The 14428-nt window shown below is 65.8% G+C and carries 9 protein-coding genes; 3 read left to right on the forward strand and 6 right to left on the reverse strand.

Features of this window, described 5'->3' with window-relative positions:
* Nucleotides 1-113: 113 nt before the first annotated feature.
* Complete coding sequence (locus FBZ89_RS02310; protein ID WP_145748398.1) at nt 114-1457, reverse strand: outer membrane beta-barrel protein; 1344 nt, start codon at nt 1455-1457, stop codon at nt 114-116.
* A 672-nt stretch (nt 1458-2129) separates the two neighbouring features.
* Between FBZ89_RS02310 and FBZ89_RS02315 the strand changes: the two genes are divergently transcribed.
* Complete coding sequence (locus tag FBZ89_RS02315; RefSeq protein ID WP_145748399.1) at nt 2130-3545, forward strand: ammonium transporter; 1416 nt, start codon at nt 2130-2132, stop codon at nt 3543-3545.
* Nucleotides 3546-3700: 155 nt separating this feature from the next.
* On the forward strand, nt 3701-4039 hold the full coding sequence (locus tag FBZ89_RS02320; RefSeq protein ID WP_004271938.1) for a P-II family nitrogen regulator: 339 nt from the start codon (nt 3701-3703) through the stop codon (nt 4037-4039).
* A 131-nt stretch (nt 4040-4170) separates the two neighbouring features.
* Here FBZ89_RS02320 and FBZ89_RS02325 read toward each other — a convergent pair whose 3' ends face one another.
* Entirely contained in the window at nt 4171-6531 is a 2361-nt protein-coding gene (locus tag FBZ89_RS02325) for a S8 family serine peptidase (protein ID WP_145748400.1), read from the reverse strand.
* Nucleotides 6532-6663: 132 nt separating this feature from the next.
* A complete protein-coding gene (locus FBZ89_RS02330; protein ID WP_211115072.1) occupies nt 6664-7539 on the reverse strand; it encodes a MipA/OmpV family protein in 876 nt (291 codons plus the stop codon).
* A 349-nt stretch (nt 7540-7888) separates the two neighbouring features.
* Between FBZ89_RS02330 and FBZ89_RS02335 the strand changes: the two genes are divergently transcribed.
* On the forward strand, nt 7889-9478 hold the full coding sequence (locus tag FBZ89_RS02335) for a S10 family peptidase (protein WP_145748401.1): 1590 nt from the start codon (nt 7889-7891) through the stop codon (nt 9476-9478).
* A gap of 65 nt (nt 9479-9543) precedes the next feature.
* Here FBZ89_RS02335 and FBZ89_RS02340 read toward each other — a convergent pair whose 3' ends face one another.
* The 3 genes from FBZ89_RS02340 to FBZ89_RS02350 form a co-directional block, all read right to left on the reverse strand.
* Nucleotides 9544-10053, reverse strand: coding sequence for a hypothetical protein (locus FBZ89_RS02340; RefSeq protein ID WP_145748402.1), 510 nt, complete (start codon nt 10051-10053; stop codon nt 9544-9546).
* 134 nt (nt 10054-10187) lie between these two features.
* Nucleotides 10188-13220 carry a TonB-dependent receptor domain-containing protein gene (locus FBZ89_RS02345; RefSeq protein ID WP_186457150.1) on the reverse strand — a complete coding sequence of 1011 codons (3033 nt, stop codon included), beginning with the start codon at nt 13218-13220 and terminating at the stop codon, nt 10188-10190.
* 350 nt (nt 13221-13570) lie between these two features.
* Entirely contained in the window at nt 13571-14401 is an 831-nt protein-coding gene (locus FBZ89_RS02350; RefSeq protein ID WP_145748404.1) for a class I SAM-dependent methyltransferase, read from the reverse strand.
* Nucleotides 14402-14428 lie beyond the last annotated feature (27 nt).

A 14428-nucleotide genomic window follows, 5' to 3' on the forward strand; every position in this document is an offset into this window, starting at 1 on the left:
AAATACGAAAACAATACGGACGCCGGCTTTTGCCAGCGTCGGACCCCATTCGCTTTTAATCATGAGGGGCGGGCGGCCCCAGGGAACCGCCCGCCCGCGCCCATACTAGCGGATCAACCGCCGAAAGGCAGGATCAAATCAACACCGAACGTGAACTGATCGTCCTTGGTCAGGTTGTCGTAGGCGGCGTGGTTGGCCTTGTCGTAGCGCACCTCCGGCCGCAGGGTCAGGCCGTCCAACAGGCCCAGGTCTGCCGGCTTCCAGGTGAGGCCCAGGGTCAGCTCGCCATAGCTGGTGCCCACCCCGGGACCGATGGCGCCCTTCTCCAGCGGCTCCCCCTTCTCCAGGAAGACGAAATCGCGGTTGCCGGGGAAGGCCGCCACGAAGAAGCCGTGGCCGTCCCGCCACCATTCGGCGCGCAGGGTGGCCGTCAGTTCCGGCGACAGGGTGTAGCTGACGTACTGGGCGATGCCGCCGCCGTCGACGTTGAACAAGTCGTCCTTGATGTAGTTCAGCTCGGTGATCAGCGTCAGTTCATCCGTCGCCTTGAAGGTGGCGGTGATGTCGCTGATCCAGCGGTTCTCGTTGTTGGCGTCGGCATAGCCCAGCGGCGCCTTCAGGCTGGGGTTCTCCGGGCCCACGTGGGTCAGGGCCAGCACGGTCAGCTTGCCGTCCACCAGGTTGTTCAGGCCGATACCGAAGATGCCGGCCGCGGCGCCGTTGTTGTCGCCATCGCTCAGCGTCGTGTTCACGCCGCTGTCGATGCCGCCGTACAGGTCGATGTCCGGCGTCAGGTGCAGGGTGGCCAGGGCGCCGGTGTGCTTCAGCGGCAGGCCGAAGTTGAAGATGTAGCTGTGGCTGTACAGCAGGTTGGACGGGGCGGCGATCACCTCCGCGCCCAGCGGCGTGGAGAACGCGCCCACCTTCAGATCCAGGCCACCGGCACCGGGGCTGGGGAAGTGCAGCAGGACGTTGGCTTCCACCAGGTCGAACTGGGTGCGTTCCTTGATGCCGGTGTCCAGGATACCCAGGAAATGGGTGTAGCGCGCGTCGGTGCCGTAGAAGCCTTGCACCTTGAATCCCCAGTCGAAGCCTTCGGCCTTGGGGTCCAGATCCTTGGAAACGGTGCCCGACAGCTGGTTCAGGACCAGCTGGTTGGTCTTGTCCGTGAACAGGTGGCCGTAGTTGGTGCCGCCGGTGGGGCCGTTGCTATTGAAGGTGGCGCCGGCCTCGACATAGGCGAACCACTTGATGCCCGGCGGTTCGGTGGGGGCGGCGGCGGCGGGGGCCGCCTCCTGCGCCAGCGCGGGCGTGGCGATGGCGGACAGACCCACCATCAGGCTGATGGCCGCGGCGGCGGTGGCCGCCAGCAGGACGGTCTTGGTGGCGCGCCCGCGCGGGGCCGGCGCGCGGGTGGCAAGCGGACAGTCGACTTCAATCTCCCGAACTGAGGCCATTGTTTATTCTCCGTGAGGCTTGTTGATTGTTTTATGTAGGCGATGACTGCGTATTGCGTCGCAGCAAGATCGATGCCAACCGCACCCGCTGCCTGAAAATAAGGCGGTGTCCTGGTCGCGGGCGCCTGAGACGGTTGGCCGCAGTTCAATGGAGGCAGCCACAAAAGGTTGATTTGCCAGGCCCCGGCCTGTTGAGGCCGTTTTTACGCTAAGAAGTTGTAAGAAACCATGTAGAGAGTGAAACTGGTTTCCATAAGTTGTGCCGGTGCAGGGAAATTTGAAAAAATATGCACGATTTTTAGGCGTGGAACGAAATTGTACGTTTCGCCTGGAACCGGTTACCGCAACCATTAGGCCCAGCCGCTTGAAACAGCTTCAAAAATAAGCTGAAACCACAAGCTGCAGCAAAGTGAGAAATGCCTAAAATACGGGCAATGACCTGTGGTGCCGGGCGGTCAGCCCGAAAAGCGTGCGGATTTTTTAACCTTTTGGCAACAAATGGGGGTGGCCTGCGGGGGTATGGGGCCCAGCGTTCCCGCCATCCCGGGCCCTTGTTCGCACTGCGGCACGAACTTTGAAAGGGGTGGACGGTTGGCTGATGGCCGGACCGGTTCCCGGGGGCAGACCTGGGGGTGTCGGAACCGGCTTAAACGAACGGGAATGGGGAGCCAGATGAACCGTTTGCTTGGGAACCGTTTACTTGGATTGATGGTGATGGCGCTGGCCGGCATGGCGCCGGCGCTGGCCTTCGCTCAGGATGCCGCGGCACCCGCCGCGGCTGCGGCCGCCGCTGCGGCGCCCGCCGCGCCCACCATCAGTGGGGGCGACACGGCGTGGATGCTGACGTCCACCGCCCTGGTGCTGATGATGACCATCCCCGGCCTGGCGCTGTTCTACGGCGGCATGGTCCGGAAGTTCAACGTGCTGGCCATGGTGATGCAGAGCTTTGCCATCACCTGCCTGGTGACCGTGCTGTGGGCGCTGGTCGAATACAGCCTGGCCTTCTCCGCGGCCAGCGACGCCACCGACGCCAAGGAATTCATCGGCGGCTTCAGCCGCGTGCTGCTGGCGGGCATGGACCCGACCGGCACCCACGCCCTGGCCCCGACGATCCCGGAGCCGGTGTTCATGATGTACCAGATGACCTTCGCGATCATCACGCCGGCCCTCATCACCGGCGCCTTCGCCGACCGCATGAAGTTCTCGGCCATGCTGATCTTCATCACGCTGTGGTCGCTGGTCGTCTACGCCCCCATCGCCCACACCGTCTGGCATCCCAATGGCTACCTGGCCAAGCTGGGCGTGCTGGACTTCGCCGGCGGCACCGTCGTGCACATCAACGCCGGCATCGCCGGCCTGGTGGCCTGCCTGGTGATCGGCAAGCGCAAGGGCTACCCCAACGCCGACTTCAGCCCGCACAACCTGGTGCTGAGCCTCATCGGCGCCTCGCTGCTGTGGGTGGGCTGGTTCGGCTTCAACGCCGGTTCGGCCCTGACGGCCGGTCCGCGCGCCGGCATGGCCATGACCGTGACCCAGGTCGCCACCGCCGCGGCGGCGCTGGCCTGGGTGTTCGTCGAGTGGGCGGTTAAGGGCAAGCCCTCGGTCCTGGGCATCATCTCGGGCGCCGTGGCCGGCCTGGTGGCCATCACCCCGGCCGCCGGCTTCGTCGATACCGTCGGCGCCTTCGCCATCGGCATCGCCGTCGGCATCATCTGCTTCTTCTCGGCCACCTCGCTGAAGAAGGCCCTGGGCTATGACGACAGCCTGGACGCCTTCGGCGTGCACGGCATCGGTGGTATCGTCGGCGCCATCCTGACCGGTGTGTTCGCCAAGATGGCAGTGGCCAACAGCGAGGGTGCCTTCGCCACCACGTTGAAGGACGCGCCGGACACGAAGCTGGGCCTGATCGAGGGCAATGCCGCCCAGGTCATCACCCAGTTGGAAGGTGTGGCCTTCACCATCGTGTGGTGCGGCGTCATCACCTTCGTGCTGCTGAAGGTGATTGACCTGGTGATCGGTCTGCGCGTCGATGAGGAAGTCGAGCGCGACGGCCTGGACATCGCCCTGCATGGCGAGTCCATCCACTAAGCCTTGGTTGCGTATCCCAAGGGGGATGGCCAAGCTATCCCTAAGGGACTGAAGTCCAAGCGGTTCCGTGGGAACGGACATCGGCCGGTGATGTTAGACTGACCCGGCCGACCCCGCCCCCGGCGATCACGAATGTCCAATCAGGGAGTGGTCTGATGAAGTTCATTATCGCGGTGATCAAACCCTTCAAGCTGGATGAGGTGCGCGACGCCCTGACCGGTCTGGGGGTCCAGGGCCTGACCGTCACCGAAGTCAAGGGTTATGGCCGTCAAAAGGGCCAGACCGAGATTTACCGGGGCGCCGAGTACGCCGTCAGCTTCCTGCCCAAGATGAAGATCGAAGTGGCCGTGCCCGACGATTTGGCCGACAAGGCGGTGGAGGCCATTCAGGCGGCCGCCAACACCGGCAAGATCGGCGACGGCAAGATCTTCGTGCTGGAACTGGCGCAAGCCGTCCGCATCCGCACGGGCGAGACCGACACCGACGCGCTGTAAGGCCGCCGGTCAAGGGACGCAACGGCACCGGCCAGCCCGGCGATCAGACCCCGGGCTGGTGTTGGGAACGGTGTTGCCCGGACACGTTGAAAGAGAGGGGCGGCGGCCTTGGGGGCGCCGCCCTTTTCCATTCAACTGGCGGCCAGCAGGGCCAGGGCGAAAGGCTGCGGCCCCTGGGGCACGTTGGCGCCGATCACCTGCACGATCCAGGTGCCGGCCGCCGCCGCCGGCACGGCGATGGCCTCGACGTTGTTGGCGCTGTCCATCGTCTGGCCACTTGGGGCCTGACCATTGGGGGGTTGACCATTGGGGGCTTGGCCGCCAGGTCCGGTGTTGCCGGTGATGGTGGAGCCGTCAGGCCCGCGCAGCACCAGGTTCAGGTTGTTCACCAGGCTGGCGCCGGGATAATCGCTGTAGGCCATCACCACCCGTAAGGGGCTGCCGTCCACCACCACCTGCAGGCTGTGTTGGTAAAGGTCGCCAGTAGCGACGCTGTCGCCGTCCAGGAAGGTGGCGCGCAGGGGGGCCGCCGGCGCCAGGATGGTATCCAGGTGGACGCGACCGAAGCCCTGGTTGACGTCGGGCACCGGACCATCCGTTCCGCTACCATCCGTTCCGCTCAAGGGCACCGCGCCGGCGATGAGCGCGGCCTTCAGTAGGGCGGCGGAAGGCGCCGGGAAGCCGGCCCGGGTGCGCAGGTATTCACGGATCAGGGCGATGGCGCCGGCGACCAGCGGTGCCGCCGTGCTGGTGCCGCTCTCATACATGTAGAAAGGCGTGGCGGGGGTGTAATAGGGCGTCTGGCCGTTGTAGCTGGCCAGCCGCTGCGACCGGGTCGATAGGATGAAGGTGCCCGGGGCCACCACGTCGGGCTTTATCCGCCCGTCCTGGGTGGGGCCCCGGCTGCTGAAGGGGGCCATCTGGTCCGGGCCGCCCGCCACCAAGGCGTCGACCGGGGCGGCCTTGGCGCCCCATTTGGCACCGTTGGTGATGGCGATGTTCTGCCTGTTGTTGGCGCAGGCGCCCACGGTGATGCAGTTCTTGGCGGTGCCGGGCGGGGTGACGCTGCCGGGATCGATCCGGCCGTCGCCGTCATTGTCGGCGCCGTCATTGCCGGCGGAGAAGACGATGCAGAAGTCCGGGTTGTTCCAGATGAAGGTGTCGATGTCCGTGCAGTAGGAATTATAGGCCTGCTTGGTGCCACCGCCCCAGGAATTGGAATGGATACGGGCGCCCTTGCCGTAGGCCGCGCCGTACAGCACCTTCAGGTCGCTGGGCAGGCCGGCCAGGGAATAGGGCGGTGGCGGGGTTTGTCCGTCGACGGGCTTCCAGTCCAAGAACTGTTCCACCGCCTGCATGATCACCTGCGCCTTATAGGCCAAGCCGCGCACCGGGCCGGCCAGGTTGGGCAACTCGGCGCTGGCGGTGCCATCCCCCAGCAGGGCCCCGGCGGTATGGGTGCCGTGACCGCGGTTGACGTCGGCGGGGCCGTCGTCGGCGCCTGGGTTGTTGATGCGCGTGGCGTAGCTGGGGCTGATGGGATAGCTTTCCAGGGCCAGGACGCGGCCGGCGAAGTCCGGGTGGATGGTGGCGGGATCGCCTGAATCCAGCCCGGTGTCGCACATCGCCACCACCTCGCCGGCACCGGTCAGTCCCAGGCCCGTGGCGTCGGCCGGCACACCGGCCGAGCCGATGATGCGGGTGGCCTGGTCGGTGGACGGCATGGGCAGCACATGGCGGCCGATGCGCTTCACCCCGTGCACCCGGGCCAGGGCCAGCAGCTTGTCGCGCAGGCTGCCCTCGCCCGGCGCCGTCGTTTCCACCACCAGCAGGGAACTGCCGGGCGCCTCCTCCAGGATGGTGAAGCCGGCGGCGGCGACATCGGCCTGGTGATGGCGGGCCTGGGCGGCGCCGAAGAATTCCACCGTGTAGGCGTCCGGCAGGGCGTGGCCATGCTGCGCGCCCGCCACCGGCGGTGCCGCCAGCACGTCGATCTCATGGATCAGGCGGGCGGAATAGGGCAGGTGGCCCACCCATCGGACGATGTCCAACTGGCTCAGCACGCCCGCCTCGTCGGCCGTGGCGCGGACGATGATGGCGAAGTGCTGATAGGGCTCCACCACCTCCGCCCCCGTCGCCGCCACGGCGGCCAGCCAGCCATCCTGGACGGGGCCCACGAACTGGACGATGTAGTGGTGGGCGCCCGGCGGCAGGGGGGCCTGGTCCTTATAGGCCGGATGGGCCTCATGGCTGCCGTCGGGGGCCACGCGCGGAATGGCGGTGTCGATGGGGGCGGCACCCGTGTTGGCCATGCTCAGCGTGTAGAGGGTGCTGATGTCTTCCGTCAGGCCGGTGGCCAGCACGGCGGCGGCGGCGGCGTCCCCGTCCACCTCCACGATGCGGAAGGCGGGGTAGTCCCGCACCAGGCGGACTCCGGGCAGGACCGCCAGGGCCTGCGCCGACGCATCAAAAACCTTGATCACGCGCGGCATGGTGCGGTTCCCCCAAGGCCCCGGCGGAGTTCGGCGTGCGCCGACCTCCGCCAGGGCTGTATTTCCTATGGCGCCACCATCTTAAGGTGGTTGGGGCGTGCCGCCAACCGCATTGGCGTGAACATTATGCGGTCAGAACCGGTAGGCGACGCTCAGGTTCAGGGTCAACTGCGAATGGGCGCGGGTGATGGGGCTGTCGGCCGCGTCGCCCAGCAGCCTCTGGTAGGCGCCGTCCGCCGTCATGAACCAGTGTTCCGTCCAGAACCATACGGCACTGGAGCCGAAGCCGGCGCTGCTGAAACCGCTTCCCGGCGTAAATTGCCGGTACCCGCTGCGGATGGACTGGTTGGGGTTGATGCCGAAATAGCGCCGCATGTAGGAGGAATCGGCGTAGGTCGCGGTCGGGCCGACGAAGACGAAGAAGCGCTCCGACCCGGCGACGGGCAGATAGGCGCTGATGTCCCCCACCCAGCCGTTGTTGCCGCCGAAGCCGCGCCGCACGGCGGTGCGCAGCACGACGGGGAAGATGGTATACTCCGCGAACACCTTGGCCTCCGGCGCCGGCGAGATGTCGCCCAGGCCGCGCAGCTGGGAACTGTCGTCCTGGTCGCGGCCGACATCGAAGCCCAAGGCCACGCCGGCGCGGAAATTTTCCCCGCGCAGCAGGTTGACGCCCAGGCCCTCACCCATGGAGAAGAAGGCGATATCCTTGTAGCGCACATCCAGGTTGATGCCTGGCTGCACATGATATTCGGACGAGCCGACGTAGCGCGGCTGCAACGACGTTGCCGCCCCGACGCTGACATCCCAGGTGGGCAGTGGATTTTCGAACTTCGACCGCAGCAGCACGCCGGCCGAATATTGCCATTCACTGAGGGGGGAGGGTGTCTGTGCTTGGGCCTTGCCGGGTATCAGGCAGAACAGGCAGAGCGTCAGGCCGAGCATCAGGCTGATCAGCGCGGGGCGACGGATGGTTCGCCGCGGGGATGATGGGCCGGAAACGTCCATGATTGTTTTTGCCTCCTGAGGAGAGGATAGGCTTCTGGGACCAAAGAAAAACGGGTGACCTGAGAACACCCAAGGATTTCAAAGGTTCCCGTGCCATGGGGATGGATCATGGATGGCACGGTGCCTGGTTGATGCGACTTTTTCGATTCAGCCAGACGGCGACCTTGCCTCAGCAATCGGGCCATCCGCTTCGACCGGCTGGCCGCAGGCCGGCATGGCGCCAGCTATGCCCCCGCTTAAAACTTTTATCCGGGCGTCCTATTGCGGATGCTTTTGTTACGCTGTGCCCGCTAGGCCGTTTCGACAGGGGCGGCCAGGCGTGGGGCGTTGAAGAAGAATGGGGGTTCCAGTGAAGAACAGGCGTTGGGGACTGCTGGTGGCGGCCGTGTTGGCCGTGACGCTGCCGGCGGTCATGGCTCCTGCCGTGATGGGCGTCGCGCAGGAGAAAAAAGACGACAAGCAGGATCGTAAGGATGGCGCGCCGAAGGCCGCCCCGGATGCCTCAAAGGCGGACGCGCCCAAGCGCGTCACCGTCGACCGGTCAGGCACCTTCAACGGCAAGCGGATCGACTACACCGTTTCGGCGGGGGAGACCTATCTGCGTGACGAGAAGGGCGAACCCGTTGCCAGCATCTTCGCGGTCGCCTACACCAAGAAGGGCGCCAATCCCGCGACGCGGCCGGTGACCTTCCTCTACAACGGCGGCCCCGGCTCCGCCAGCCTGTGGCTGCACATGGGCGTCTTTGGCCCTAAGCGCGTGCAGATCCCGGCGGACGCCGAGAACCCCGGCCCGCCGCCCTTCCCGTTGGTGGACAACGCCTATTCCATCCTGGACGTGACCGACCTGGTGTTCATCGACCCGGTCGCCACCGGCTACAGCCACGCCCTCGGCAAGGGAGAGGAGAAGGACTTCCTGGGCGTGAAGGAGGACGCGAAGTCCGTCGCGCAGTTCGTGCGCGTCTGGCTGGGCGACAACAAGCGCTGGAACAGCCCCAAGTTCCTGGGCGGCGAAAGCTATGGCGGCATTCGTACCGGCGCCATGCTGCCGGAATTGAGCGGCACCACCTCCACCGTGTCCCTGAACGGCATCATCCTGATTTCGCCGGCCATGGACTATACCTCGCTGACCTTCGCGCGGGGCAACCTGGTGCCCTACTGGTCCTTCCTGCCCAGCTATGCCGCCACGGCCTGGTACCATAAGAAGGTGGCCGACACCTCCATGGGCTTCGACAAGTTCCTGGCCGATGCCCGCCAGTTCGCGGCAACCGAGTACGCCTCCGCCCTCATCCTGGGCAACCGGCTGTCGCCGGAGCAGCACAAGGCGGTGGTGGCCAAGCTGGCCCATTTCACCGGCCTGTCCCCAGCCTTCATCGAGCAGTCGCACCTGAAGATCCAGGACCACCGCTTCATGAAGGAACTGCTGCGCGACCAGGGCAAGAGCATCGGCCGCATCGACGGCCGCTATCTGGGCGACGACTACGACGCCTCAGGCGACCGGCCGGACAACGACCCCTCGCTGAACGGCATGAGCGGGGCGTTCAGCGCCGTGGTGAACACCTATTTCCGCAACGATTTGGGCCTGGACATGGGCGGGCGGGAGTACAAGGTGCTGGGGTCCCTCTATCGCCGCTGGAACTACGCCCAGGTGGACGGCGGCGGCAGCGAGCCCTATCGCGGCACCGACGTCGGCCCCTTCGTGGGCGACGCCATGCGTCAGAACAAGGGTATGCGGGCCTTCGTCGCCATGGGCTATTACGATCTGGCGACGCCGTTTTTTCATACGGAGAACAGCTTCAACGACGCGGGCGTGCCCACCAACCGGGTGTCGTTCAACTACTATCCCGGCGGGCATATGATGTACGTGCAGCCCCAGGCCATCGAAAAGCTGACCCAGGACATCCGCAAGTTCATCGTCACCGGCAGCCCGGCGCAGAACTGACGCGCAGTCGGAAAAGGTGTGGGCGGGGGAACGCGTCCCCGCCCCTCTTTCAAGCCGCCGCCTTTTTAGCGGTCGCGCACCACGCTCAGGCTGTAGGACATGTCGCCCACCTGCAGCTGATAGCCCATGCCCAGCATGGAACGGGACACGGTGGCGACCTCACCACCCTTCAAATGGATGTGGGCGTTTTCCTGTGAGCGCCAGACCTGGCCGTTTTCCAGGACGAAGATGGGCCGGCCGGCGGGGTCTGGGCGCATGGAGACGATGCGGGACTGGATGTTGTCCAGTTCCGCCGCCACCGGCGGCGGGGGCGGCTCATGCTTGCCGAACGTGGCCTCGGTCTGGTCGGCCTTGACGCCGGGCGGGCTGCCGAAGGTGGCCGCCACCGCCTTCTTCATCTCTGCTTCCAAGCCGTCGCTGCTCTTATCGAAGCAGGCCAGGCGCTGGTCCCGGTCGGCGATTTTCTTGCAGGCCACCACCTCGCCGGCGGCGCTGGGGGCGGTCGCCGCCTGGGCCGGTGCGGCCAGGGCCAAGAGGGCCGCCGCGAGGAGGGCGGCAATGTGGGCATGCCTCATCCATCTCTCCCAAAACCCCGGCGGACATGGGCGCGCGGGGGCTGAACGCGAAAGGGGCCGGACCGGTTTCCCGATCGCGGCCCCGATTTCTCGAAGGATGGGGGCCCGGCGTCGCCGCCCGGCCCCCGCACTCATCAGAACTTCACCGTCGTGCCGACGAAGAAGGTACGGCCGACGATGTCGTACGAGCCGCCGCCACCCGTGGTGACCGGGAACGTGGCGTACGAACCGCCCTGGTACGAGCCCTGGTACAGGAAGGGCACGGCCGGGGGCATCTTGTCCGCCAGGTTGTTGATACCGCCGAACACCGTGATGTTCTTCCAGCGGTAGCGGGCGGAGATGTCATGGTACCAGTAGGTCGGGATCTTGTTGAAATCAGCGATTTCAGCAGTGGAGTTCGGGAAGGTCTCGGACTCGCCGATGAAGCGGCTGGACCAGGTGACCGTCAGGTTGTTCCAGTCCCAGGTGCCGGTGAAGCGGCCCTTCAGGTGCGGATAACCGACGGTGCCGGCGCGGTACAGCTTGTTCTCGGCGTGGGCCGGGTCCTGGATGATGATGCTTTCCGGAACCCAGGAGCCGGTGAAGCCCAGGTTCAGGCCGCCCATGTTCTCCAGGCCAACCTTGTCCAGTTCGAAGGCATAGTCGACCTGGAAGTCCAGACCGCGCACCACTTCCTTACCGATGTTGACGGTGTTGCCATAGATGGTGGCGATGGAACCGTCCGCACGGCGGTTGATCAGGCCGCACTGCGCGGCGGCGCTCAGATCATAGCAGTTGGTCAGGATGGAGTTGGAGGTAAGCGCCGCCTGGCCCTGGGTGATCTTGACCAGCCAGTAGTCGGCGGTGACGTTCAGGCCAGGGATGAAGGTCGGCGTGAATACGGCGCCGGCCGTCAGGGTGCGGCCGATTTCCGGCTTCAGGTTGATGTTGCCGCCCGTACGGGTGGACGGGTTGCCGAAGTCGCTCGACTTGTAGCCGGCCGGGACCACCTTGGCGCAGTTGGCGGCGCGGGTGGCGTTGGCGCCGATGTTCTCGACCGAGCAGGGATCGCTGACGCCCAGGAAGTTATCGCCGGCCGGGGTGAACAGGTCGTCGATGTTGGGCGCGCGCACCGCGCGGGCGATGCCGCCGCGCAGCTTCACGTCGTCGTTGACGGCCCAGCCGGCCTGGACGTTCCAGGTGCTGGCGGGACCGGCCAGCGAGTAGTCGGAATAGCGATAGGCCAGGTCCAGGTCCACGGCCTTGGCGAACGGCAGGTCGCGCAGCACGGGGACGCTCAGCTCACCGTACACTTCGGTGGTGTCGTAGGAGCCGGAGACGGAACCGTTCTGGTTGCCGTAGATGGTGCCGGTGGGCTGGTTCTGCAGGAAGTCGGTCTTGTCCACCGACTCTTCCTTGCGGTACTCGACGCCGGCGGCGAAGCTGACCGGGGCCACGGTGCCGCTGAACAGCGCCGGGAACTTGAACAGGTCGCCGTTCAGGTTGAAAGCGGCGTCGTGCTGCTGCAGCGTCGCCATTTCCTTGGTGTAGGTGTAGGCGTAGGCCTTCTGCGCGGCGGTCAGCGGGCCGACGACGAACGGGTTGATGGGGACGCAGCCGTTGGCCTGGGCGGTGGCGTCGCGGCAGACGATGTTGCCGCCGACGTTCACGGCGTCCAGCTGCTGGTTGAACAGGCTGACGACCTTGTCGGTGTTCACGAAGCTGGTGCGGTTGCGGCCGTAGTCGTAATAGGCCTCGTAGTGCCAGCCGTTGGTGAGGTCACCGTTCAGGCCGAACACGCCGCGCATCACCTCATACTCATAGGCGTATTCGCGCGGGCCATACCAGTCGTCGTTCACGCGGGTGATGGTGAAGCTGGACACCTTGTCGGTCGCCAGCAGCGCCTTCAGGTCGGACGGCAGGTAGGCGTTGTCGGCCTGGATGGTCAGCGCGCCGGAGCCCAGCTGGCCGTTGCTGCCGGTGCCCGGGGTGCCCGTGCCGTTGGTCATGGGCGTGGACCGGCTGGTGCCGCGGCTGTCGGAATACTTCAGGTCGGCGAAGAAGTTCACCGTGTCGATGGGGCCCAGATCCTGCGCCAGGCGATAGTTGACCAGGGTGTCGGCCACTTCGCGGATGTTGGGCGTGCGCAGGGTCAGGTACTTGGACGGGTTGTAGCCATCCCCACCGATCGAGTTGGCGTCACCGGCGCTGGTCTTGTTGCCGGCGGGGATGCCGTTGATCAGCGTGCCGCGGTTGAACGGGATCAGGCCCGAGCCGTCGGGCTTGAAGGTGTAGCTGTACTGCGGGTGTGCCGCGTCCAGCCAGGTGCGGATGACGGGGGCGCCGCTGGCCGCCAGCACCGACGACACGGTGGGGGAGATGGTGATGCGGTCGGGGATGCCGTCGCTGGCGCTCTTGCTGGCCGGGTTGGCCACCAGGGTGTAGTTGTACAGCGCTTCCGGCCGGTCGCGGCCGTACAGGCCCAGGTCGTGGTTGTAGTCGACCGCCAGGGTGATGTTGCCGCGGCCGCCGTCGAAGTTGTGGCCGACGATGGCGCTGATATCGGTGGACTGGTAGCCGTCCCCGTCCGACCAGTTGTACTGGATGGTGGCTTCAGCGCCTTCGTAGTTCTTCTTGGTGATGACGTTGACCACACCGGCCACGGCGTCAGCGCCATACACGGCCGACGTACCGCCCGTCACCACTTCGATGCGCTCGACCAGCGCCGGCGGGATGCTGTTCAGGTCGACCAGCGAGGTGCCGCCGGAACCGTTACGGCCGGACAGCGAACCGACGTGGCGCTTGCCGTCCACCAGGGTCAGGGTGCGGTATTCACCCAGGCCGCGCAGGTTGGCGAAGTTCACGCCGGCGCCGTTGATGAAGCGGGCGTTGGTCGACGGACCCATGTCGTTCTGGGTCTGCGGCAGCTGGCTCAGCACATCGACGGTCGAGGTCAGGCCGGTGGCCTGGATGGCCTCGGAATTGATGACCTGGACGGGGGTGGGCTGGGTCAGGTTGGGGCGCGCGATGCGCGAACCGGTGACGACGATTTCCTCGAGGGAATCATCGGCGGCGGCCTGCTGCTTCTGCTGGGCCTGGGCGGTGGTCGCGGCCAGCGCCATCAGGGCGCCCGCAGCGATGCCATGGCGCCACACCTTACGGCGGGCGGCGACGGAAATCTCCCTCATGCCTCTCCTCAATCTCTCTTCTGTCTTGATCGTTGGCCGGCGCCGACGGCGCCCAGCCAGCCCCGCGCCCATATCGGGGCAGGATTGCGACCAATTTCTTTTGCAGAAGTGCGACCGAGTAAACGGCGGATTTTGTAACAGTTGGTATCAACCGGTGGGTGTGCGAATTTTGTCACATTTTTGATAACGGCAGAAATGCTAAGGTATCAAAAATGGAAATGTTATTACCTAAGGCCTATGCCGTGGCGGATCGCCGCATCCATCACCTCCGGAAACGAAAACGCGCCGCAACCGGGGGCGGCGCGGCGCGAGACTCGTTTGTTATCTGAATATTGTATAAACTAATCAGCTTATTGCAGCGGCTTCCGGAATTTCAGCACGAAATTATCGGCTTCGCCCACGGCCAGATAACGGTCCCGGTCCTTATCCTTAAGCGCTAAGGTTGGGGGCAGGGTCCATACGCCTTCCGGCCAATCCTTGCTGTCCTTGGGGTTGGCGTTGATCTCGGAACTGCCTACCAGCTCGAAGCCGGCCTTCTTGGCCAGCGCGATGGCGTAATCCTGCCTTACGTAACCGCTGGTTGCCTTCGGATCTTGCGGCTGCGCATCGCTGCCGCGGTGATCCTCGATGCCCAGGATGCCGCCGGGCTTCAGCGCACGGTAGAAGGCGGCCATGGCCTCGTCCGCGTAACCGCCGCCCATCCAGTTGTGCAGGTTCCGGAAGGTGACGATCAGGTCGGCGCTACCGGCGGGGGCGATGTCAAAGTGCCCCCGGCCGAACTCCGTCACCTTGACCTTACCGTAGCGCGCCGGGTCGGCGGCCAGCTTGGCGTCGAAGGCGGCGTTCTCGCGGTTGGCGTAGGCGCTGTCCGTGCCCCGGGGGTTGGCGGCGGCGTAGTAGGTGCCCCGGTCATGCAGGTAGGGCGCCAGGATCTCTGTCCAATAACCGCCGCTGGGCGAGATCTCGACCACCGTCTGGTTGGGCGCCAGGCCGAAGAAGGCCAGTTCCTGCAGGGGATGGCGGGCGGCGTCGCGCGCCTGAAACTGGGGTGACCGCGCGGGTGAGGCCACCATCTGCGACAGGACGGGATCGGGCTTGGCTTCTTCGGCGCCCAGGGTGGGCAGGCTCAATACGGTGGCGCCGGCCAGGACGGCCAGGCGAAGCAAGGGCCGCAGACGCATGGGGATTCTTCCTCGGGGCTTGTGGGC

The organism is Nitrospirillum amazonense (genome assembly GCF_007828045.1).
Classification (GTDB): Bacteria; Pseudomonadota; Alphaproteobacteria; order Azospirillales; family Azospirillaceae; genus Nitrospirillum; species Nitrospirillum amazonense_C.